General features: G+C 36.1%; 21 protein-coding genes and 1 tRNA gene. 2 read left to right on the top strand and 20 right to left on the bottom strand.

From position 1 onward, the window contains the following. Positions 1–23: 23 nt before the first annotated feature. From ACFSUL_RS09240 to rlmD, 11 genes are all read right to left on the bottom strand, one after another. Entirely contained in the window at positions 24–656 is a 633-nt protein-coding gene (locus ACFSUL_RS09240; RefSeq protein WP_377934742.1) for a sigma-70 family RNA polymerase sigma factor, read from the bottom strand. After that, positions 607–843, bottom strand: a complete 237-nt coding sequence (locus tag ACFSUL_RS09235) for a hypothetical protein (RefSeq protein ID WP_377934740.1) — start codon at positions 841–843, stop codon at positions 607–609. The genes ACFSUL_RS09240 and ACFSUL_RS09235 overlap by 50 nt, the downstream gene beginning before the upstream one ends. Before the next feature lie 15 nt (positions 844–858). Beyond that, positions 859–1,023, bottom strand: a complete 165-nt coding sequence (locus ACFSUL_RS09230; RefSeq protein WP_084778666.1) for a YvrJ family protein — start codon at positions 1,021–1,023, stop codon at positions 859–861. 58 nt (positions 1,024–1,081) lie between these two features. Next, positions 1,082–1,318, bottom strand: coding sequence for a helix-turn-helix domain-containing protein (locus ACFSUL_RS09225; RefSeq protein ID WP_377934737.1), 237 nt, complete (start codon positions 1,316–1,318; stop codon positions 1,082–1,084). A gap of 387 nt (positions 1,319–1,705) precedes the next feature. Beyond that, positions 1,706–1,876 (bottom strand): hypothetical protein, encoded by a 171-nt coding sequence (locus tag ACFSUL_RS09220; RefSeq protein ID WP_377934735.1) that lies wholly within the window; start codon positions 1,874–1,876, stop codon positions 1,706–1,708. Between the two features lie 13 nt (positions 1,877–1,889). Further along, positions 1,890–3,143 carry a helix-turn-helix domain-containing protein gene (locus tag ACFSUL_RS09215; protein ID WP_377934733.1) on the bottom strand — a complete coding sequence of 418 codons (1,254 nt, stop codon included), beginning with the start codon at positions 3,141–3,143 and terminating at the stop codon, positions 1,890–1,892. A gap of 226 nt (positions 3,144–3,369) precedes the next feature. Beyond that, positions 3,370–3,441 (bottom strand) — tRNA-Cys (locus ACFSUL_RS09210). 63 nt (positions 3,442–3,504) lie between these two features. Continuing rightward, a complete protein-coding gene (locus ACFSUL_RS09205) occupies positions 3,505–4,419 on the bottom strand; it encodes a S8 family peptidase (protein ID WP_377934730.1) in 915 nt (304 codons plus the stop codon). Between the two features lie 260 nt (positions 4,420–4,679). Further along, on the bottom strand, positions 4,680–5,960 hold the full coding sequence (locus ACFSUL_RS09200; protein ID WP_377934728.1) for a dicarboxylate/amino acid:cation symporter: 1,281 nt from the start codon (positions 5,958–5,960) through the stop codon (positions 4,680–4,682). A 140-nt stretch (positions 5,961–6,100) separates the two neighbouring features. Continuing rightward, complete coding sequence (locus ACFSUL_RS09195; protein ID WP_377934726.1) at positions 6,101–6,352, bottom strand: glutaredoxin family protein; 252 nt, start codon at positions 6,350–6,352, stop codon at positions 6,101–6,103. Between the two features lie 452 nt (positions 6,353–6,804). Continuing rightward, positions 6,805–8,181: a 23S rRNA (uracil(1939)-C(5))-methyltransferase RlmD gene (gene rlmD / locus ACFSUL_RS09190; RefSeq protein ID WP_377934724.1), complete on the bottom strand. Its 1,377-nt coding sequence runs from the start codon at positions 8,179–8,181 to the stop codon at positions 6,805–6,807. Positions 8,182–8,516: 335 nt separating this feature from the next. Between rlmD and ACFSUL_RS09185 the strand changes: the two genes are divergently transcribed. Both ACFSUL_RS09185 and ACFSUL_RS09180 read left to right on the top strand, forming a co-directional pair. Beyond that, a complete protein-coding gene (locus tag ACFSUL_RS09185) occupies positions 8,517–9,122 on the top strand; it encodes an SET domain-containing protein (protein WP_377934722.1) in 606 nt (201 codons plus the stop codon). A gap of 294 nt (positions 9,123–9,416) precedes the next feature. Next, entirely contained in the window at positions 9,417–9,767 is a 351-nt protein-coding gene (locus ACFSUL_RS09180) for a hypothetical protein (protein ID WP_377934720.1), read from the top strand. A 95-nt stretch (positions 9,768–9,862) separates the two neighbouring features. On the opposite strand, the gene ACFSUL_RS09175 is transcribed toward ACFSUL_RS09180, so the two are convergent. The 9 genes from ACFSUL_RS09175 to ACFSUL_RS09135 all read right to left on the bottom strand — a co-directional run bounded on the left by ACFSUL_RS09175 (position 9,863) and on the right by ACFSUL_RS09135 (position 18,324). Continuing rightward, on the bottom strand, positions 9,863–10,780 hold the full coding sequence (locus ACFSUL_RS09175) for a diacylglycerol kinase (protein WP_377934718.1): 918 nt from the start codon (positions 10,778–10,780) through the stop codon (positions 9,863–9,865). A gap of 374 nt (positions 10,781–11,154) precedes the next feature. Continuing rightward, positions 11,155–12,108 (bottom strand): LiaF transmembrane domain-containing protein, encoded by a 954-nt coding sequence (locus ACFSUL_RS09170; protein WP_377934716.1) that lies wholly within the window; start codon positions 12,106–12,108, stop codon positions 11,155–11,157. Beyond that, positions 12,105–13,178, bottom strand: a complete 1,074-nt coding sequence (locus ACFSUL_RS09165) for a hypothetical protein (protein ID WP_377934714.1) — start codon at positions 13,176–13,178, stop codon at positions 12,105–12,107. The genes ACFSUL_RS09170 and ACFSUL_RS09165 overlap by 4 nt, the downstream gene beginning before the upstream one ends. 1 nt (position 13,179) lies before the next feature. Next, complete coding sequence (locus tag ACFSUL_RS09160) at positions 13,180–13,638, bottom strand: hypothetical protein (RefSeq protein WP_071414172.1); 459 nt, start codon at positions 13,636–13,638, stop codon at positions 13,180–13,182. Further along, positions 13,635–14,189 (bottom strand): sigma-70 family RNA polymerase sigma factor, encoded by a 555-nt coding sequence (locus ACFSUL_RS09155; protein WP_377934711.1) that lies wholly within the window; start codon positions 14,187–14,189, stop codon positions 13,635–13,637. The genes ACFSUL_RS09160 and ACFSUL_RS09155 overlap by 4 nt, the downstream gene beginning before the upstream one ends. A gap of 593 nt (positions 14,190–14,782) precedes the next feature. Beyond that, the gene (locus ACFSUL_RS09150; protein ID WP_377934709.1) at positions 14,783–15,580 is read right to left on the bottom strand and encodes an arylamine N-acetyltransferase; all 798 of its coding nucleotides are present in this window, start codon (positions 15,578–15,580) and stop codon (positions 14,783–14,785) included. Positions 15,581–15,939: 359 nt separating this feature from the next. Next, positions 15,940–16,332, bottom strand: coding sequence for a helix-turn-helix domain-containing protein (locus tag ACFSUL_RS09145; protein WP_377934707.1), 393 nt, complete (start codon positions 16,330–16,332; stop codon positions 15,940–15,942). A 485-nt stretch (positions 16,333–16,817) separates the two neighbouring features. Beyond that, positions 16,818–17,540 (bottom strand): LytR/AlgR family response regulator transcription factor, encoded by a 723-nt coding sequence (locus ACFSUL_RS09140; protein ID WP_377934704.1) that lies wholly within the window; start codon positions 17,538–17,540, stop codon positions 16,818–16,820. Positions 17,541–17,586: 46 nt separating this feature from the next. Continuing rightward, positions 17,587–18,324 carry a LytR/AlgR family response regulator transcription factor gene (locus tag ACFSUL_RS09135; protein ID WP_377934702.1) on the bottom strand — a complete coding sequence of 246 codons (738 nt, stop codon included), beginning with the start codon at positions 18,322–18,324 and terminating at the stop codon, positions 17,587–17,589. Between the last annotated feature and the right edge of the window lie 759 nt (positions 18,325–19,083).

The following is a 19,083-nucleotide window of genomic DNA, read 5'->3' as shown; positions in this document are numbered from 1 at the left end:
TATATGAGTCTACTTTTCCATCCCTACTCTAAATTATTATAGAATTCCCTTATATTATTTAATGCCTTTTGATGACTTTTAGAAATAGCTTGTTGCGATTTGTTTAGAATTTTAGCTATCTCTACATCCTTTAAACCATGAATGTAAGCAAGCGTTAATATCTCTCTTTGATTTATAGTCAGACAAGATAAAGAATCATATAAACGTGTATCTGATACTATATCTTCAAGTTTCCCTAAACTGTCCTCAAATGCCTCTTCTGGCAAGTTATCTCTAGTCTCTTCCGGAACTAATTCAAGTAGTGATGAATTCTCATTTTCAGATTGAGACTGATCTAATGTAAGAAGGTTTCTCTCTCGATTCTTTCTTTGCTTCTTATCAAAATTTACTGAGTTGAAATGGATCATTGTCGATAGATAGGAAGTAAACCTAAGTATGAAATAGTGTTCTTTAAATGCTTGATCTAATTTCCTAATTGAATGGGAATTAGAATTACATATAGCTTTTTCAAAAATTTTTAAATTGCTCTCTCTAGATAGAAAAGAAACCATCACTTTATTTTCCATCAACCGGGGATTCTCTTTTTTAAAATCGGATAGTGTTCCTTTACAGTCCTTTATTACCGTCATTGTCCATGTACCTTTCTCTAACTTCATTAGAACTGTCTTTCTCCGAGTTACATAGATTCTTTATCTTTTTTGAGGAATCCGCCGCACACTGTACTAATCCAACAATTAATTCTCTCTCTTCTTGTGATAACTCTTTATCATGGAGTAAATTGGTATATAGACTTTGAATTTCCCTCGTTTTACAGAAGCAAGTCATTAATTGGTTAATATCCATTATCCTATCACTTCCTCATTTATGTTTAATTTCTTTAATAACGTCTGACAGTTGCATTATCACTGTCTCTAACTTCTCAATTTTTCTTTCGAATCTAACAAAAAGATAAATTGTTATTGCTATCGGAAATCCAAAATTACCTAGTAAAGCTACCCATATAGGTAAATCAACAGGCATCATATATTTTCCTCCCTTCTTTTTTCTTAAAGAAAAAAAGAAGAAACCTACTACAACTTTTTCAACCTGTTTTTTGCATCATTTCTTTAAATTCAAAGAATCCAGGAGTAGAGTTAACATCATAACTTTTAATGGATTCAAATAGCTTAATTTTTATTTCTTGAGATAGATCCTCTCTATCTAGTGGGTTGGTTTGTAAGAAGGATTTTCTGATTTTTGGTTCAAATAACTCTATTATTAACTGGATATTATGAGTTCTGTTTTTTTCTTGAGTCATTAACTGATATAAATTATTCATTTTATTTCCTCCTCCTTAGTTAAATCCAAAGAATGTTCTACTAGTTAAAGAAACTAAATTAGGTAAAAAAACAACCTTTGAGGTTATTTTTTCCATGAAAACAGGTGTACTATTTTCTTAATTAAGTATAAAACAAGAACATATGTTTGTGTATTGAGAAAACAAATCACTGAACATACTAATTTCTTTACTATTTACTTTCCTATTTTCCTACAAACAAGAAAATTAGTATTATTGTCCCTGAGTAAGGGAATAAATTCCTTATCATAAAGCATCTTGTAGGAAGTCGTTTTTACCAAAGGAAAAAGGCTGTCGATAAATTCGACAGCCTTAAAGTAATATCTATTATTATTTTTCGCATTTTCCTATAAAAGCTTTTATAGAATATTAGAATAAAGGTGGTTCTTCTTCATTAAATAACACAATATCAGTATCTACTTGACCACTACCGAACAACGGTGGCTCTTCTTCATTAAATGGTTTCATTACTCCAACAGCAGAATTTACTGTAACTAATAACAGTAATACTGTTGAGGCCTTTATTAAAAACTTTTTCATTTTTATTTCCTCCTTAAATATTCTCTAATAGTTTATATGCCTGTTCAAAATATATTGCAGCTTTCTTATATTTTCTGTCATCATAATAATATCGAGCAAGTAGGCGTAAATTCTTTGCTTGTTCCATCTTATTATTCTTTTGCTCATAGTATGGAATGACAGTTTCTAATAAAAATGTTTCAAATTCATGTGTATAATTCGTGATAAGGTAATTATATGTTTGGAAGTCAATAGTTTGAGGGGAACTCTCAAGCTTTAAATTGCTGATAATCGCTTGTCCTTTCCTTAACCAGTTATAGGCGTTATCTCGATCCCCTTTGCTGAAGTACTCTTTAGTCAGACTAAAAATAGGTTTTAGAATGGAGATATCTGATGCCTCTCGTTTGTGATAACACGATAAAAAATGGTTAATTGCTTCTTCAGACTTTCCTTGAAGCGAAAGCAAATGACCAAGGTTCTGATCGGATAAAGAAATTAACCAGTCACTATCAATAATAGTCGAAAGCTCTCTTGCTTGTTTGTAACAATCAATAGCTTTTTCATACTCCTTATTTCTCCCATGACAAATCCCTAACAAAATATGACATTCTACACATCTTTTCATGTTATATTTTCTTTGATAATACTCTAGAGCTTTATTAGTATAGTTAATGGTTAAATAAGTATTCCACAACTTACTTGCCGTTAATGCAAGAGAATAATATAGGTCACTCTCTTCTTCTTCATAAGAATAGACATCGAAATGAAAAATCTTCTGAGCCTTTTTAAAGTATTCAAATGCGCTAGAAAAGTCATAGTTAATATAATGATAGTTTGCAATAAACTTTAACCAATAATATTCTTCACTTTTAGTAAAATGGAATCTTTGTCGTTTCAAGAGTTCTATTTGTTCTTTTGCAGATTTTAGGTCTCGCTTTAATAAAAAGTACCTAATTTTTTGAATCTCAAATAGCTTTAGAAAACCATAATGGTCAACACTATCTATTTCGCGATTTAAGCTCTTGAATAAGGTCTCCGCATTTTCTATATCGGATTTTAACAAGGATTCAAAAAACTCAACACAAAGATCTGGAATTCTAGAATCTATGGGAACTTCAGGATCAATGTTTAGCTTCTCACATATTAAACTGATAATATCCATACTACTATCGACCTGGTTATTTTCAATTTTAGATAAATAGGATATGGAAATAATTCCAGAAGCTAATTCCTCTTGAGTCATTTGCTTTTTCGTTCGATAATATTTGATTTTACTACCTATCTCCATATTGTCACCTTGCCTTCATATTACTAATAATTTACATATTCTTCAATGATATTTATTAATTTTCAAACTATTCAAGTTGTATCTGGAAATTTCACAAATAATATACTATTTTATCAGAAATTTTTACTAAATATCGACAATAATTGTTAAATATAGAAACGCAAAAAGGACTCTAGGTTGAGTCCTTTTGATTTATATAAAATCCTCATGATGGATTTACTATTAGAGGTGGTACTCGGAATTGAACCGAGGATAATGGTTTTGCAGACCATCGCCTTAACCTCTTGGCTATACCACCTTGTTTAATCCTTATATTAAGTAAAGTACATTATCCATTAAAAAATACAACCTACTTCAATATTTATTTAAAAGTTTTTGAGAAATCTACTATCCCATTACCAGTATATGAAGGAGAAAACTCCATTAGATTTGTAGATTTAATTAATTGTGCATATAATTCAGGCTCAGTAAGCTGCCGATTAAATTTCTTTTTACTCATTTCAATAATTAATGCTAATGCCCCTGCAATAAATGGAGCTGCCATGGAGGTTCCACTCATAACTCTATACTCATTATTTGGGAATGTAGAAAATATATTTCTACCCGGAGCAACGACATCTAATTGATTGTTATTATTTGAATAAGCCGATGGAGATAAATTCTCATCTACTGATCCTACTTGTATTACTCCATTGTAATATCCTGGATACATGTACTCCTCTTTTAGCGAACCATCTCCCTCATTTCCAGAAGCAACGACAACTAATATATTTTTACTAACCAAATAATTTACTGCTTCTTTTAGTAAAGGATTATCTGTTTTGGTTCCAAGTGATAAGCACACAATGTCCACTTTTTCATTCTTTTCTCCTCTCCATGAAACGGCATAGTATAGGGCTCTTATTAACGAGAGGATACTTCCACTACCGTTATATTTCATTGTTTTTAATATTAATAACTTTGCTCTGGGAGCGATTCCTATCTCATAGTTTACGTTATTAGCAGCAATTATTCCTGAAACGTGGGTACCATGTCCATTGTTATCATCATATTTATCAAATTGGGAGGAATAGTCGTCTGTAAAATTTGCTCCTCCGATAATATTTTCAGAAAGGTGTTCATGATCTGTATCGCATCCAGTATCAATTACAGCAACGATACTTCCTTCCCCAAATATTCCCTGACCCCACATTTCCCTAGCATTTACAGCCTCAATTCCCCAATTAAAGCGTGTGTCGTTTTCTTGAATTTGTATTTGGTGTGGCATTAATTTCATACATTTTCCCTCCTTTACGTATAAAGAAGTTATTTCAATGAATGTAACAACCAGGCTTGGATAAATGTGTTCTAGGTGAGTAAAACTTATTGTTCTTTTCTAACTTGTTCTAGCTATTGATTGAAGTGCAAGACGAAGACCCCCGGCAAGAGCGCAGCGCGTGGCTAGTTCGCTGTAAAAAAGATAAAATCCCCAAAAGGCAAAGGACACCTTTTGGGGATAGTATTTTAGTTATGTCCTAGCCTCTTTAGAACATTTCCTTAATATTCTTCTGCTTTCCATTCCTTTTCCGATTTGCCTACAAGGAATGAAACTACCATATCTCCAGTCACGTTAACGCTAGTTCGTGCCATATCTAGAATAGCATCTATTGCAAGGATCAAAGCTAAACCTTCTATTGGAAGACCAGCACTACTCAATACGACTGTTGCCATAATAGAAGCTGTACCAGGAACCCCTGCGGTACCTACCGATGCAATTGTAGCAGTTAATACGATAAGTATATAATGTATGACAGTCAATTCAATTCCATACACCGAACTTACAAATACCGCCACTATCGCAGGATAAATTCCACCACAAGCATCCATATTAATGGTCGCTCCTAAAGGTGCAACAAAGTTAGCAATCTTTTTTGATATTTTTAATTTCTTAGTTATGACATTAATGGTAACAGGAAGTGTTCCATAGCTACTTCTAGTGGTAAAGGCTACAGCCATAGCAGGAAAAGATCTATAAAAGAAGCCCAAGGGATTAACCCTTCCTACAAATCCAATCAAAGAACCATAAGTAAAGATTACATGAATCAGACATGCTATATACACTGTAACAACTAACAATATTAGTGGAATTAGGGTGTCTAACCCATAACTAGAAGATGTATTTGCCATCAATCCAAATACGCCAATCGGTGATAACCTAATAATGATATTCGTTAGCTGAAAAAACGTCTTGGATAGTCCATTAAAAAATGTAATAACAATCGCTACTTCTTTTATATTTCTTTGTTGCGCGGTTAGTAGTGCAACTCCAATTAGTACACTAAATAGTACAATCGGAATAATTTCTCCATTAGCCATATTTTCAATTGGATTTGAAGGCATAAAGTTAAGAAAAACTTCATTGAAGGTAGGAACTTCTCTTCCTTCAAAATTCTTTTCCAAATTTAATATTATTCCTTTTCCTGGATTAATTAGTTTAGCAACAACTATTCCTATAGAGCTTGCCAATACTGCAGTTAATAAGAAAAGGCCAATAGTTTTCACACCTATTCTTTTTAGTTGCAAAGTATCTTTAATTGTCACAATGCTGCTTATTAGAGTAGTAAACACTAAAGGAATTACAAGCATTTTCAATAAGGAAATAAAGGCTATTCCTACTGTTTCAAAAACAATTGCTGCTTCTTTGAAAACTATTCCAGATATAATTCCCACTAACATTGTAATGAGTATTTGTAAGCCCAACCTCACTTTATACCTATTAAACCAAAGCACAATTAAAACAATTGCAATAGAAAGGACTATCCCCATAATTAATTCCATCTACTACTACCTCCTTTTTATTCCTACCAAAATACTTGGTACTTTGAAGTTAAGATAAAAAGAAGTATTACTCTTAAAAAAAACAACAAAAAAGAAGAGAAAAGTTTTCTCTTCCTTTTTGTCCTTTTTGTATTTTTAACCTATTCTTGAATTGATAACTCCTTTGTTAGCTCCCCTTTATTAAACCCAACAATTTTTTTGATAATTTCTTCAGACTCATTTTTAAAAATTATAAGTGGCGTGGCTCTTTCTTGAAATTTATTAAACTCGTGAAGAGCTTGAGAATCATTTACAATGTCCTTTTCAATAAAGGTGACCCTATTTTCAATTAACCAATTTTTTAACATTGTACAAAATCTACATGTATCTGTTGAATAAACATAAACTTTCATTTTGACATACCTCCAATTATTTTCTCTACCATAGAAAGAAATTAGAGATACTCATTTCACAACCTGTTTTGGACGATTTTTGATTCAAAAATGTTTGTTTTTTAGAAGTTAAAATAAAATTTTCCGAAATAGAAGAGAATAGATGGACCGTATTGGATTATTTCTGAAATAAATCATGAGTTGGATATTGAACACCCCCAGTATTCACAAGGGATTGAGCCATAATCAATTTAGGCTCTTTTCTCACAGATTGTTGTTTTTATTTGTGAATTTTCCCCGTTGCTTTCCGTTAGAAAGCTACAATCCTTACCAAAACGGCCTTAATTTATAAAAAACTATTGAAAAGATATTGAATTGTATTGGTTTGGACATAAAAAATCCCGGGTTCTTACTAAGAAAAACCCGAGATAATATTGCGTCAGGACCGAAAATCGGAAATGTTTATTATTTTGTTACCCTTTTAAAATTAACTGTGAAACGCATTCCACATGCATTGTTTGTGGAAACATATCCACCGGTTGTACTTCCAACGTCTCATATCCACCATCTTCTAAAATCCGCAAGTCTCTTGCAAGCGTAGATGGATTACAAGAAACGTAAACAACCTTCTTCGGCCTCATGGATAGAATTGTATTAAGCAATGCCTCGTCACAGCCTTTACGCGGTGGATCGACGACTAGGACGTCTGCTTGAATTCCTTGTTCGTACCAGTTAGGGATAACAACTTCAGCAGGCCCTACTTCAAACTCAACATTATTCATTTCATTGAGTTTTGCGTTATTTTTGGCGTCATCGATTGCTTGTGGAACAATTTCTACCCCATACACTTTTTTGGCCTTTTGGGCAAGGAATAACGAGATGGTCCCGATTCCACAGTAAGCATCAATAACAGTTTCTTCTCCGTTCAAGTCTGCATATTCCAATGCCTTTTCGTATAGAACTCGTGTTTGTTCTGGATTAACTTGATAAAACGAACGTGCAGAGATGGCAAATTTGATGTTGCCAATATAATCGTAGATGACTTCTTGTCCCCAGAGAACATGCGTTTCGTCACCCATAATAACATTTGTTTTCTTCGAATTAACGTTTTGAATAACTGATTTTAAGCCATCAATACTTTTTACGAGTTCTTCCACTATCTTTTCTTTATGCGGGAGTTTCGCGGTTCTTGTAACGAGCACGACCATTACTTCGCCCGTTTCATATGCTGTTCTCGTCATAATATGCCTTAATGTTCCGCGGTGATTCGCTTCATCATATGGCTGAATGCCAAGTCGCTCGCAAATAGCTTTCACATGTTGAATGACTTCATCGTTTTTCTCAAATTGAACGATACATTTGTCCATATCGATAATTTCATGGCTTCGTTTTTGATAAAAGCCTGCGACGAAGCGCCCATCTTTTTCCCCAACGGGCACTTGAGCTTTGTTTCGATATCTCCATGGTTCTTCCATTCCTAATGTCGGATGGACTTTAATATTATCGAGTTTTCCAATGCGAGTCATAACTTCACGGACATGTTTTTCCTTAAATTCAAGTTGTCCTTCATACGTCAAATGCTGAATTTGGCAGCCACCGCACTCATGATAAATTGGGCAAGGTGGATCTTGGCGCTTCGGACTCTCCTTTGTACGTTCCATTAGTTTTCCAAAACCATAGCCTTTACTCGCTTTAACAACTTTGACTGTACCTTTTTCTTCTGGTAAAGCATCAGGCACGAATAACGGGTAACCTTCAACCTTTGTTACGCCATTTCCATCATGGGTCAAATCCTCAAAAGTAGCTTCTTCTATAAAATCATTTTTTTTAACAGGTGCTCTTTTACTCATTATAATCTTCCTTTTCTCGTTCCAACGTAAGCTTTTCTGATTGTACCACAAACAGCATGTGAAATTGAAACTTTCAAACAAACAGAAATGGAGAATCTGCTTGCCATCCTGGTCCGCTAGAATTTGTACATATGCCCGGCATCGTCAACAAGCATTTTCCAGCCGCATAGTATAAGAACAAAATCAATTATAAAGGCTGTTTTCATAAAGGGTGTTGCTTTTTAGTTGAAAACTAAGTTAGACCTACTGAGTTAATTTCCGCTACGGGCTGAATTTATAAGTGAAAACAACAATCTATGAGAAAAGAGCCATTATAAAAAAGGGGCATATCACACATGATGTTTCCACATACAGAACTGCGCTATATCAATGATCAGGTGGGTTTTGGCGTTTTTGCAAAGAAGTTTATTCCTAAGGGGACAATAACGTGGGCTTTAGATGAGCTAGACCAAATACTAGAACCAGCGTTTGTTGCTAAATTGGATAAAACAAGACGCAAATTTCTTATGAAATATGCCTACCGTAACAAAAAAGGCGACTATATTCTTTGCTGGGATCTTGGTAGGTATGTAAATCACAGTTTTCATGCGAATTGCATGGGAACAGCCTATGATTTTGAAATTGCTATTCGGGATATTCTTCCGGGTGAACAATTAACAAGTGATTATGGAACATTAAATGTTAGCGCATCTTTTAAAGGTACATCAAAGAAGGGAACCGGTCGGAAAAAGGTTCACTCTGATGATCTTTTACGATTTTACAAGGAATGGGATCAACAAGTACTGGAGGCTTTCAAGCATTTTAATGATGTCGACCAACCGTTAATTCACCTCATTCGACCGGAATTCAAGAAAAACGTGATAATCGCTGCCAATGAGCACATTCTTCTCGATTCCATTAAAAATAACTATTATGATCGTTCCGCTAAAGGAAAAAAGTAGGGTGTAACACTAAAAAATGTTGTGGATTACAATTGAAAACAACCTCTATTCGATTCAGACACCCTTAAAACCGCTTTTTCTCTAACACTTACCAAGAAACTACTTTACTCAAAATGTTAATTAGGGAAAAAGTTTTACTTCTAGTACTTCCTATCCTTTTTATCAATTTAAACTGGGTTTTGCTTGTAATTTTTATTATTTTTGTATATCTTTTTTGTAATCTGGTGTTTTACCTAATCGATTACCGGAACGTAAAAAATAAAGAAACTCGAAATTACAAAGTAGGTTGATAATATGGAAGCGGATTTCATTGTAAATCTAATATTAATTGGAAATGTATTTTTAGGTGTTCTTTTCACATTGAAATCACGTAAATGGTGGCTTCCGTACATATTAATGGCTCTGACATTTGTGACACTTGCTTTAGGGTTTGGTTATGCGATTTTATTTAATGGCGAGTCCATTTTGGCTTACCTCTTTATTTTTGTCGTCGGACAGCTTATCTGGGCTTTTGCCTTTGTAATGGTCGCTCAGTTATTGTCTTGGATTATTCGGAAGCTACCGCTGCGTCACAAGCAACAAATCGGCTGGGGATTTTTATTTGGATTCCCTTTATCATTTTTAATGTTTTTATTAGTTCAATAGGATTTAGTTCCAAAATAAAAAATGCTTGAGTCCATGCGTTGGCTCAAGCATTTCTTTTTATCCCACATTAACAAATCAGCAGGCGGAACTTCCCTTTACCTATCCGCCCGATCCTCTTCACGGATTTTGTCCAATGGTACAAATACTTCAAGATGACGATAGAGGTTTTCAAATTCAGCAGGAAGTACCCCACCTAGCTCACCATCCACGTTCAATTGAACTTTGTCTTTTGATTGGACTTTAATTCTATTTGCTTGTGTGTAGATAACATTGGGATCTTTCACGTGTTCTCCGCGAATTGCCAGCGATGCAATCCGAATAAATTCTGCTAAGTTTGTTTTTTTCAAAATCAGCAAGGAAAAAAGACCATCATTGATTGATGCGTCTGGTGCAAGACGTTCAAAGCCTCCAACAGAGTTTGTCAATCCAATGAGAAACAGCATTGCTTCTCCTTCAAACAGCTTTCCATCATACTCAATACTTACTTCTGTCGCCTTAATAGATGGAAGCATTTCGATACCTTTCAGATAATAAGCAAGTTGTCCCATCATTGTTTTTAATTTGCTAGGGACTTCATATGTTAACTCCGTAATACGTCCGCCTCCAGCAATATTAATGAAATAACGATCATTCATCCGTCCGATATCGACGGGAATCGTGTCACCTTTAATAATAATATCAACAGCACCCTTAATATCACGCGGAATGTGCAAGGCACGAGCAAAGTCATTTGTCGTTCCCATTGGCACAAGTCCTAGTTTTGGGCGGTACTCTTGCTCCGCTAAACCGTTGACCACTTCATTAAGTGTACCGTCTCCCCCTGCAGCAACAACTAGGTCATATTTTCGTTCAACCGCTATCTTAGCCGCCTCCGTAGCATCACCTTCACAAGTAGTTGCGTGACAAGACGTCTCATATCCTGCTTGTTCTAATTTAATTAATACTTCAGCGAGATTCTTTTTAAAAATCTCCCGACCTGAAGTTGGATTATAGATAATTCTTGCACGTTTCATACCCCATCATCCTAATCTTTTATATTCCGAATAAACGTAAAAACAAATTTAATAAATTACATACTATCTTAACCGAAACCCCTATGAAGTAAAAGTTCCTCTATTAGATAGAAATCATACTAGTTATTATATGTTTAGTTTTTGATCGGCATCCTTCCCCAAGTAGAATCCACTTTCACTTCATGAAGAAAAATACCAACATTATATTAATTATCTACCGCAAACTATCATACATCTTTTTCACGAAAAAATCTAATAGGAATACAACTCCTCTTTAACACTTTATCGTGATGAGGGACGGACCTTTATTAGATCACGAAAGGTCCGTCCCCTATTACGTTAATGCATTATCGCAGCCGGGGACGGACCTTTCATTATTGGATTGTGACATTTAATTGGTAGGCATTGGCTATATGGATAGTGTGTGTTGCTTTTCCTATTTTTAGTGTTCCCGATATCGGTGTCGACATTCCTTCAGGTGAGTTTATCGGAGGCACTTCTTCTGTTTGTGCCGCCCGTTTCTCAATAAAGTTCCAGCCTTTCTCCTCTCCATTTAGCTGCTCAATGTTTACTGCATCAAGCAATACATCTGCTGAGCTTGGTAGTTGGAGACTTACCTCTCCTCCGTCTGTTACAGTCCATGATTTTTTCATTGTTCTCGGTTTCATTTTTACCGGTTGATGTCCACCATCTACTTCTAATGCCACCTTCGAAGGGACGACAATCGTTGGAGACAGTTCTCCATTACTACGGAAAAACGGATTGCCGCTATTATGTGGTAGTCCTTTGAATGTTAGATATAATGTATCCCCTTGCTTTTTACTAGAAAGGTAGTCAGAGGCTTCCTTTAAAGGTACCTCTCCTTTTGCCATCGACACTCGATACGTACCAAAGACGCTTACTTCACTACTAGTAGAACTTTCTACCGTTAATGGACTATCCCCTGCCTTCACGACGACTCGTTTAATGGAATCTTCCAATCCTTCATTGTACTCAGGTATTTCTAACGTATTTTCTTCATAGCTCATCCACGTATTAAACTTTTCTGTCAAACCAGTCATTTGCAGGACAGATAGTCCAATTCCAACTGTCCCAATGATTCCAACAAAAAATATACTTATAAAATCATATTTGACTGTAGTATTTTCCTTATTTGTAAAAAATAAATACACTAAAATTTCTATCCCTAAGATAATAAATAAAACAGGCCACCATCCTGTCATTACGTAAGCACTATCCCACTTCAACAGTTGAGATAAAAGGAGGAACACTCCTAGCAAAAGAAGTGCAGCTCCCATTGAAATGGATCCTACTCTCCATGTCCTCATTCCGACATCTCCTCTTTTTCTTTTCTTTTTTTACTACCAATCAGCAGTTTAAATCCGCCTCCGATCAGCAGAACACAAACAAAAGCTGTTTGTGAGTACTGGTTAATCCAATAGTACAAGTCAAAATTAATATATCTAGAAATCACCGGTGAAAATATATTCGTAACAAGATAATATCCACCAAGTAGCACAAGTCCAATTCCGATCCATCTTTGATGATTAATGAAATAGGAGATGACAGGAACATCCTCCACCGGTTCTTTTCCATACTTAGAAGCGCGTTGCAAGCCGTCAAAAAAGCTATAAAACCAGATAATCGGCACTAAGAATAGAAAAAGCCCTAAACGAAGTGCATCTAGGATATAGATAGAAAATAAGAATGCAGCCATGAGCTGGATACCTCGACGTTGCAAGCCTAAGTAAAGATGTCCGGCTCCAGGAAACATGGATAAAAACGTTGCGATTGCCTTGCTTTTCTTTCCATCCTGATGTCTTCCTTCGAATTCCTCTAAAATTGAACGATCTTCCAAAACTTCACCATTTTCTTTTTTCTTCAACAGCTGCATTGTGTCGAAAAAGCTGTACACCCACAAAGCAGGCAGCAGCAATAAGAATACAAGGAATTCTCCTCGTCCAGTTAATACTGTCACAAACAGAAACATGGAACCTAATCCCAAAAATCCAGCGAGTAGTGTCACACCGCGGTTCATTAAACCTAATTGAAAATGGCCTAAGCCAGGTAATACAGATAAAATAATCGTGTAAAAACGCTCTGATTCCGCTGAAGAAGTGGTACCACTGTGCTCACCAGAAGTGTGGACTGTTTTTTCTTTGATGATCCTAGAAGCGGATATTGCGGAATCAACTAAATTGATCATATACAGTAAAAATGCTAATCCTCCCGGTATAAGAGAGAGTGCACCTCCCCCGCCTACCCCAATGACAAAGCTAATTCCTAAAAGACCAACAATACCAATGAAGTATAAAAAGCCCCTCATAAACTTTCCTAAATAAAGCAAACCGCCACCCGGAAAAAAGGCTAATAAAAAAGCGATAATTGGTTTTTTCATTTTACTCTGCCTCCTTCGTTTCTTCCTCAACTCGATTGATGAGGGACGTTGTTGTATTCATTAAACTCTCCGTAAGGGAAGGTTGATTTGACTTTTCAAATTTAGAAACAGCACCTGTAAGCTGTGTAAATACACCGGTTGTCATTAATAGCAACGTCATCGCCACCGCTAAGGCATAATGGAAAGCCTTTTGCTCATACCATCGCCCTCGAACAACACGCTTCGGCTCCTGTTTTTGAAATGAACTGTTAATTTCAGCTGTAGAACGAATGATTTCCTCCGTATACTCGCTTGGATTTGTAACGGTTGGAAGGGCATTCTCAGCGAGCTCAATTGCTTGCATATAGGAGTCCATGCAGTGATCACAGTCATATAAATGCGTTTCATATTTACTTCTCGTTGATTCATCTACATCATCTGTCACATATTTCATCCATTCATCCATAGTAATATGCTTCATATGAAATCATCCTCCCTCCAATGTTTTCTCATCCACGTGCGCGCTCTATACAGTTTGGTTTCAATCGTTTTTACTTGCACTTGTTGCTCTTCTGCAAGCTGCTGATACGACTTCTCCTCTAAATAATACCCTTCAATTACTTCCTGATAAGTATCTGGTATCTCATGTAATCTCTTTCTTACAAGCTGCCTTTGCTCTTTTTTTAAAATTTTAGTTTCAACCAAATTTCGATTCTGTCCATTGAAGTTTTGTTGTGGATGTGACGGGAGCTCTTCCACCATATCCTCTTGTTGCCGAGCAGCTTTGCGTTTACAATCGATTGCATGGTTAACAGCAATTCGTGTTATCCATGTTTTGAAACCTTGATGCTGATAGTGAGGGAGAGAGGTATAAATCTTCATCCACACTTCCTGGGAAGCATCTTCTGCATCTTTTTGATTTCGTAACACACCAAAAACACTTCGGAACACATAATCCCGGTACTTCTCAACCAACATTCTGAAAGCATGTTCACTTCCATTCTTCACTTGTTCCACTAGTGGCTCCTGCAACCTCTCCCCTCCTCTCTCACGCTGTCATCCTAATAGACGAACGAACTATATCAAACCCCTACACTAAAAATGAAAAAATTTTTGTTACCTCATTTTTGGGGTCTGACACCTTGGGGTCTGACCCACTTCATTCTTTTTGGGTCTGGCACCTGGGATCCGGACACATTACACTTCTTTTGGGTCTGGCACTCCGGACCCGGACACATTACACTCCTTTGGGGTCTGGCACCTCGGACCCGGACACATTACACTCCTTTGGGGTCTGGCACCCCGGACCCGGACACATTACACTCCTTTGGGGTCTGGCACCCCGGACCCGGACACATTACACTCCTTTGGGGTCTGGCACCTCGGACCCGGACACATTACACTTCTTTTGGGTCTGGCACCCCGGACCCGGACACATTACACTCCTTTGGGGTCTGGCACCCCGGACCCGGACACATTACACTTCTTTTGGGTCTGGCACCCCGGACCCGGACACATTACACTCAGTAACCACCTACAGCAAGGTCAGTGCCAAAGCAGCCTCTAATTCTAGCATTTCCACCACATCAAAAAACCGTCCAAGGATGTTATACCTCTAGACGGTTTTAGTTGAACAAAGTGACATTTCGTTGTTTAAGGAAGTGAAGCGTGTCATCAAGTGATGCGTTTTGAAATTGATAGACTTCTTGAACAATATCTTTCCAGCGTTGAATATCCCGCATTTGGTATTCTCTAATATTGCGATAGGTCATTACCTTCAATGTCTCATTGCGTAAAAAATAGCATTGGTTACCTTGAAAACGAACAGCAGTAATTCTTCTCATCGTAACATTTTCATCAGTATCTAAATAGGAAGAATCAATATCTGCGATCAAGTCCTCTTCCTCAAGCGGCCTCCATTCGATTTCTTTCGTTACAAATGTTTTACCATTAGAACGACGATTTATTTCAAATAAGAAACGATCTTTTTGCGTAAAAATAATCTCTTCCCCAAACCCATGAAGAAGGTGACGCTTTCGTGCCTCTAACTCGACCGGTTTCATAATCGGTGACCCATATCCAACATCAACATAATAACGGTGATCATCTAGCGTAATCATCAATCCCAAATGCCCAGGTTGGACACGGACAAATTGACAATCAAAGCCTAAACTTTTTAAGAGTCTTCCAAAATTAATATTAAGTGTAAAGCAAGTTCCTCCCCATCCTTTATCATACAAATTATCTACGAAGGTAGATAAAGAAGGTACCCGTTTCTCTCCATAGGAATAATAATAAAACTTGCTAAACGTCTCATACGGAATCCGTACCAAATGTTGCTGGATAAGTCTTTGCAAATAATTTAAAGTTGGTGTTTCTATATCCATATTTAAATATTCCGTGTAGCGCCTTATTTCTTGCATTCTATCACTCTTTCTATAAGGCAGATAATGAACGAATAGAGAAAATTTCCCTATTACCACATCTTTTACCTCTAACATTTAAGCTACTAAAAAAGTAATGGAAAACAACATTATTAAAGTTAACCTCCATTTACTCTCTCTCTATCATAAGTGATTTTATCAAAATTCGCAGTTAAAATTTGATGTCATCTCTCTAACAATTCTGCCTACCAACAATAAATTCCTGCTTTTTTACTCAACCAATGTTGGAATTTAACACTTTAAAGGAATGGGGGACGGACCTCGAAATTCGAGGTCCGTCCCCCATTCCTTTAAAGCATAAAAAAAACGACCAATATAGTTATCGGTCGTTGTAATCGTTAGTTGTGTACCCCTGCATGTGCTCCTGCTACTAATCTTCTGACATTTTGTTCAGAAGTTTTCAATAAGTCCGGTGTAAATCCATTGTTCATAATTTTATTCTCTTCATTGAAATAGGAAATGACTTCTGCGTCGAATTCAATTTCAATCAAATCACGAATATCCGTAATTCGAAGAGCAACCATGATTGCAATAAGGTGTGCAACAGTCAATGATTTCTTTTTAAAATTAACTAATTCGTTGATCGTTGCCACTCTAAGACCAGTCAAACGGTGAAGATCTCCTTGAGTCATACCTCTGTCTCTTAGAATTTTACCGAGCTTAATATGAACTTTATGGGGAAACTTCTCTAATGTCTCTATAACTATAGCATTAGTCTTTTGATGTATCATTCTTGGAACCCCCTATCACTAATCATAATACCGCGAATTACGTCATTCGTGAATAGGGAATCGATTCCAATCCGAAAAGCGCAAGCGGCTTGTTCAGCTCGCGAAGAAAATAGGGAAATACCCGAAAGGCGCTTTTTGCCTTTAGGGGATTTCCTCTTTTTCACAGCGAGTTAGCCGCTGGAGCTAGACAATTAGAAAAGCGCAAGCGGCTCGTTCAGCTCGCGAAGAAAATAGGGAAATACCCAAAAGGCGCTTTTTGCCTTTAGGGGATTTCCTCTTTTTCACAGCGAGCTAGCCGCTGGAGCTAGACAATCCGAAAAGCGCAAGCGGCTCGCACAACTCGCGAAGAAAATAGGGAAATACCCAAAAGGCGCTTTTTGCCTTTAGGGGATTTCCTCTTTTTCACAGCGAGTTAGCCGCTGGAGCTAGACAATCCGAAAAGCGCAAGCGGCTCGCACAACTCGCGAAGAAAATAGGTAGTCCCATTAAGCATTCAATATATCCTGCACTTCATTTATTTTTAGTTTAGAGATGTAGGAGATCTTATCGCAATCATGAAAATATGCTAGGAACGTTTCACCAGAAGACTCTATTCTATAGACCTTTTTCAAATTAACAATGTAAGACCGATGAGTTTTAAAAAAGTAATCTGGTAACCTTTCCTCTATTTCTTGCAACGATTCCGTCGTTTCATACCGCTCATTTTTTGTATGGATAACTGATTTTCTACCTTCTTTCTCGATAAATAGAATATCCTCCATTAATAGGAATATATGAAAGTTTTGGGATTTAACCACTAGTTTTCTTGGTGCTTTGTTTTTATTCCTATCGAGTCTTCTTTCAATCGCTTGCTTGGCCTTATCTAATGCAACAAATAGCCTTGTGCGCTCTATCGGCTTTACCAAATAATCAACTACCGACATGCTATAAGCCTCTACTGCATATTCATCATAGCCAGTAGTAAAGATTACTTGAATAGTAGGATTTATTTCCCTACACATTTTAACTGCTTCGACGCCATTTATACCTGGCATATTGATATCAACAAGAATGATATCGGGTCTTTTTTCCATCACTGTTTTAATCAAATCTTCTCCATTTTCTGCTTCTCCCACCATCTTCACTCCAGGAAACATTTCAGTAAAATGGAACAAAATCATTCTAGAGGGGGAGTCATCATCCGCAATCACGACTTTTAAGTTTTCCAACCTATACATCCCTCTCTTTCTGCAAAAAATTCAGATGGTCCCAACCTTATTCTTGCAAAAAAGCAGCCATCCTTTCTCTCATTTCATTTATTTTCAATTTAGAAACACTGGCATTCATATCAAAATCATAGAAATAGGAAACATAGGACTCTTTTTGCGGAACTATATGAGATACTTTCTGTAAATTAATAATATAAGAACGATGAGCTAGGAAAAAGTGGTTATCCAATTTTTCTAGTATTTTTGAAATGCTTTCACTTGTTTCAAAAACCTGCTTTTCCGTATAAACTAAACACTTTTTCTCTGATTTTTCAATAAAAAATATTTCATCAAGTGGAACAAAATACGTACAATTCTTCTGTTTAATAGGTAAATTCTTTATCTTTTCATAGCGTTTTTCTTTTTGAGTATAGGTAATTATTTCTCTTGCTTTCTCTAATGCTTGATATAATCTAGTTTTTTCGTATGGTTTAACAACATAATCAATGGCATGCAACCGAAATGCCTCTACTGCGTATTCTTCATAGCCTGTAATAAAAATAACCTGCAATGTGGGATAAAAGCTTAAACATTCTTTCATTGCCTCAATACCATTCTTTTTAGGCATATTAATATCCGTTATAACTAAATCCGGTTTTAACCGCATGACTAAATCAATTAGCTGCTCACCATCATTACATTTCCCAACCACTTGAAAGCCGCCTTGAATATTCTCAATAAAATGTTCCAGTACTTCAAGCGACTCCTGATTATCGTCTGCCAATAATAGTTTTATTTGATTCATAATTTCCCCCCTCCTTGTACCAGCGGCAGGAATCTTTTGGTCAAAAACGACCTACTCTATGCTATTAAAAATGCTTATCTCAATATGTTGTATAGTATTAGTCAACTGAAGCTCATGCTCTTTTAAACTTAAAAGGTGGGAATAATGTGGGAAATAAAATTGAAGGCCTTTTCACACATAAGCTTAATTATTGGCTTAACCGCCGTTTTCTCTGCTATTATCCCACTAATCCAGTAGCATAAAACACATCTCTTATGACCATTTTATCAAATCAAATCGGCTTCTTCCTCTGTAAAAAAACGGAAAAACCGCACCTCTATAAGGTGAATTTTCAACCAATCTAGGTTTTATCGCCTGTTAATGTTATATAAAGGCTCTTTTCGCATAGATTGTTGTTTTTACTTATACATTCAACTCGTTATTTTCTGAACCCTTGAACAGCCTATAATCGACATTAAGTTTATGTTTCCTGCTACCACTATTTTCCCCTTTTATGATGAAAAGTACAAATAGTTACATTGTGATAAACACACTACAAATGACCCGTTTATTTCATCCATTAAATTAATTAACACTATTATTTACCATTATTATATAACCTTTTTCACAATCCAAGTATAAAATTAGTCATTATTTGTAATAAATAAAAATTTTTTTGATAAATATAGGACTTTTTAACCCTAATACACTCCTGTTCGTGCTATATATTCGACATTTAACGACTACTATATTGAATAGAAAGCACCGGAAATTTATGAT

The sequence above is a fragment of the Bacillus seohaeanensis genome (assembly GCF_042684945.1).
GTDB lineage: Bacteria > Bacillota > Bacilli > Bacillales > Bacillaceae_B > Rossellomorea > Rossellomorea seohaeanensis.
Note: the sequence above shows the minus strand (reverse complement) of the source record. Positions and strands in the feature narration are given on the sequence as shown.

Excerpts from the sequence above, each read along its gene's own strand:
- ACFSUL_RS09220 (WP_377934735.1), bottom strand. The coding sequence starts at position 1,876 with ATGAAAAAGTTTTTAATAAAGGCCTCAACAGTATTACTGTTATTAGTT.
- ACFSUL_RS09230 (WP_084778666.1), bottom strand. The coding sequence starts at position 1,023 with ATGATGCCTGTTGATTTACCTATATGGGTAGCTTTACTAGGTAATTTT.
- ACFSUL_RS09160 (WP_071414172.1), bottom strand. The coding sequence starts at position 13,638 with ATGAAGCATATTACTATGGATGAATGGATGAAATATGTGACAGATGAT.
- ACFSUL_RS09165 (WP_377934714.1), bottom strand. The coding sequence starts at position 13,178 with ATGAAAAAACCAATTATCGCTTTTTTATTAGCCTTTTTTCCGGGTGGC.
- ACFSUL_RS09200 (WP_377934728.1), bottom strand. The coding sequence starts at position 5,960 with ATGGAATTAATTATGGGGATAGTCCTTTCTATTGCAATTGTTTTAATT.
- ACFSUL_RS09215 (WP_377934733.1), bottom strand. The coding sequence starts at position 3,143 with ATGGAGATAGGTAGTAAAATCAAATATTATCGAACGAAAAAGCAAATG.
- ACFSUL_RS09175 (WP_377934718.1), bottom strand. The coding sequence starts at position 10,780 with ATGAAACGTGCAAGAATTATCTATAATCCAACTTCAGGTCGGGAGATT.
- ACFSUL_RS09180 (WP_377934720.1), top strand. The coding sequence starts at position 9,417 with ATGGAAGCGGATTTCATTGTAAATCTAATATTAATTGGAAATGTATTT.
- ACFSUL_RS09145 (WP_377934707.1), bottom strand. The coding sequence starts at position 16,332 with ATGATACATCAAAAGACTAATGCTATAGTTATAGAGACATTAGAGAAG.
- ACFSUL_RS09225 (WP_377934737.1), bottom strand. The coding sequence starts at position 1,318 with ATGAATAATTTATATCAGTTAATGACTCAAGAAAAAAACAGAACTCAT.
- ACFSUL_RS09135 (WP_377934702.1), bottom strand. The coding sequence starts at position 18,324 with ATGAATCAAATAAAACTATTATTGGCAGACGATAATCAGGAGTCGCTT.
- ACFSUL_RS09150 (WP_377934709.1), bottom strand. The coding sequence starts at position 15,580 with ATGCAAGAAATAAGGCGCTACACGGAATATTTAAATATGGATATAGAA.
- ACFSUL_RS09170 (WP_377934716.1), bottom strand. The coding sequence starts at position 12,108 with ATGAGGACATGGAGAGTAGGATCCATTTCAATGGGAGCTGCACTTCTT.
- ACFSUL_RS09235 (WP_377934740.1), bottom strand. The coding sequence starts at position 843 with ATGGATATTAACCAATTAATGACTTGCTTCTGTAAAACGAGGGAAATT.
- ACFSUL_RS09195 (WP_377934726.1), bottom strand. The coding sequence starts at position 6,352 with ATGAAAGTTTATGTTTATTCAACAGATACATGTAGATTTTGTACAATG.
- ACFSUL_RS09185 (WP_377934722.1), top strand. The coding sequence starts at position 8,517 with ATGATGTTTCCACATACAGAACTGCGCTATATCAATGATCAGGTGGGT.
- ACFSUL_RS09205 (WP_377934730.1), bottom strand. The coding sequence starts at position 4,419 with ATGAAATTAATGCCACACCAAATACAAATTCAAGAAAACGACACACGC.
- ACFSUL_RS09240 (WP_377934742.1), bottom strand. The coding sequence starts at position 656 with ATGAAGTTAGAGAAAGGTACATGGACAATGACGGTAATAAAGGACTGT.
- rlmD (WP_377934724.1), bottom strand. The coding sequence starts at position 8,181 with ATGAGTAAAAGAGCACCTGTTAAAAAAAATGATTTTATAGAAGAAGCT.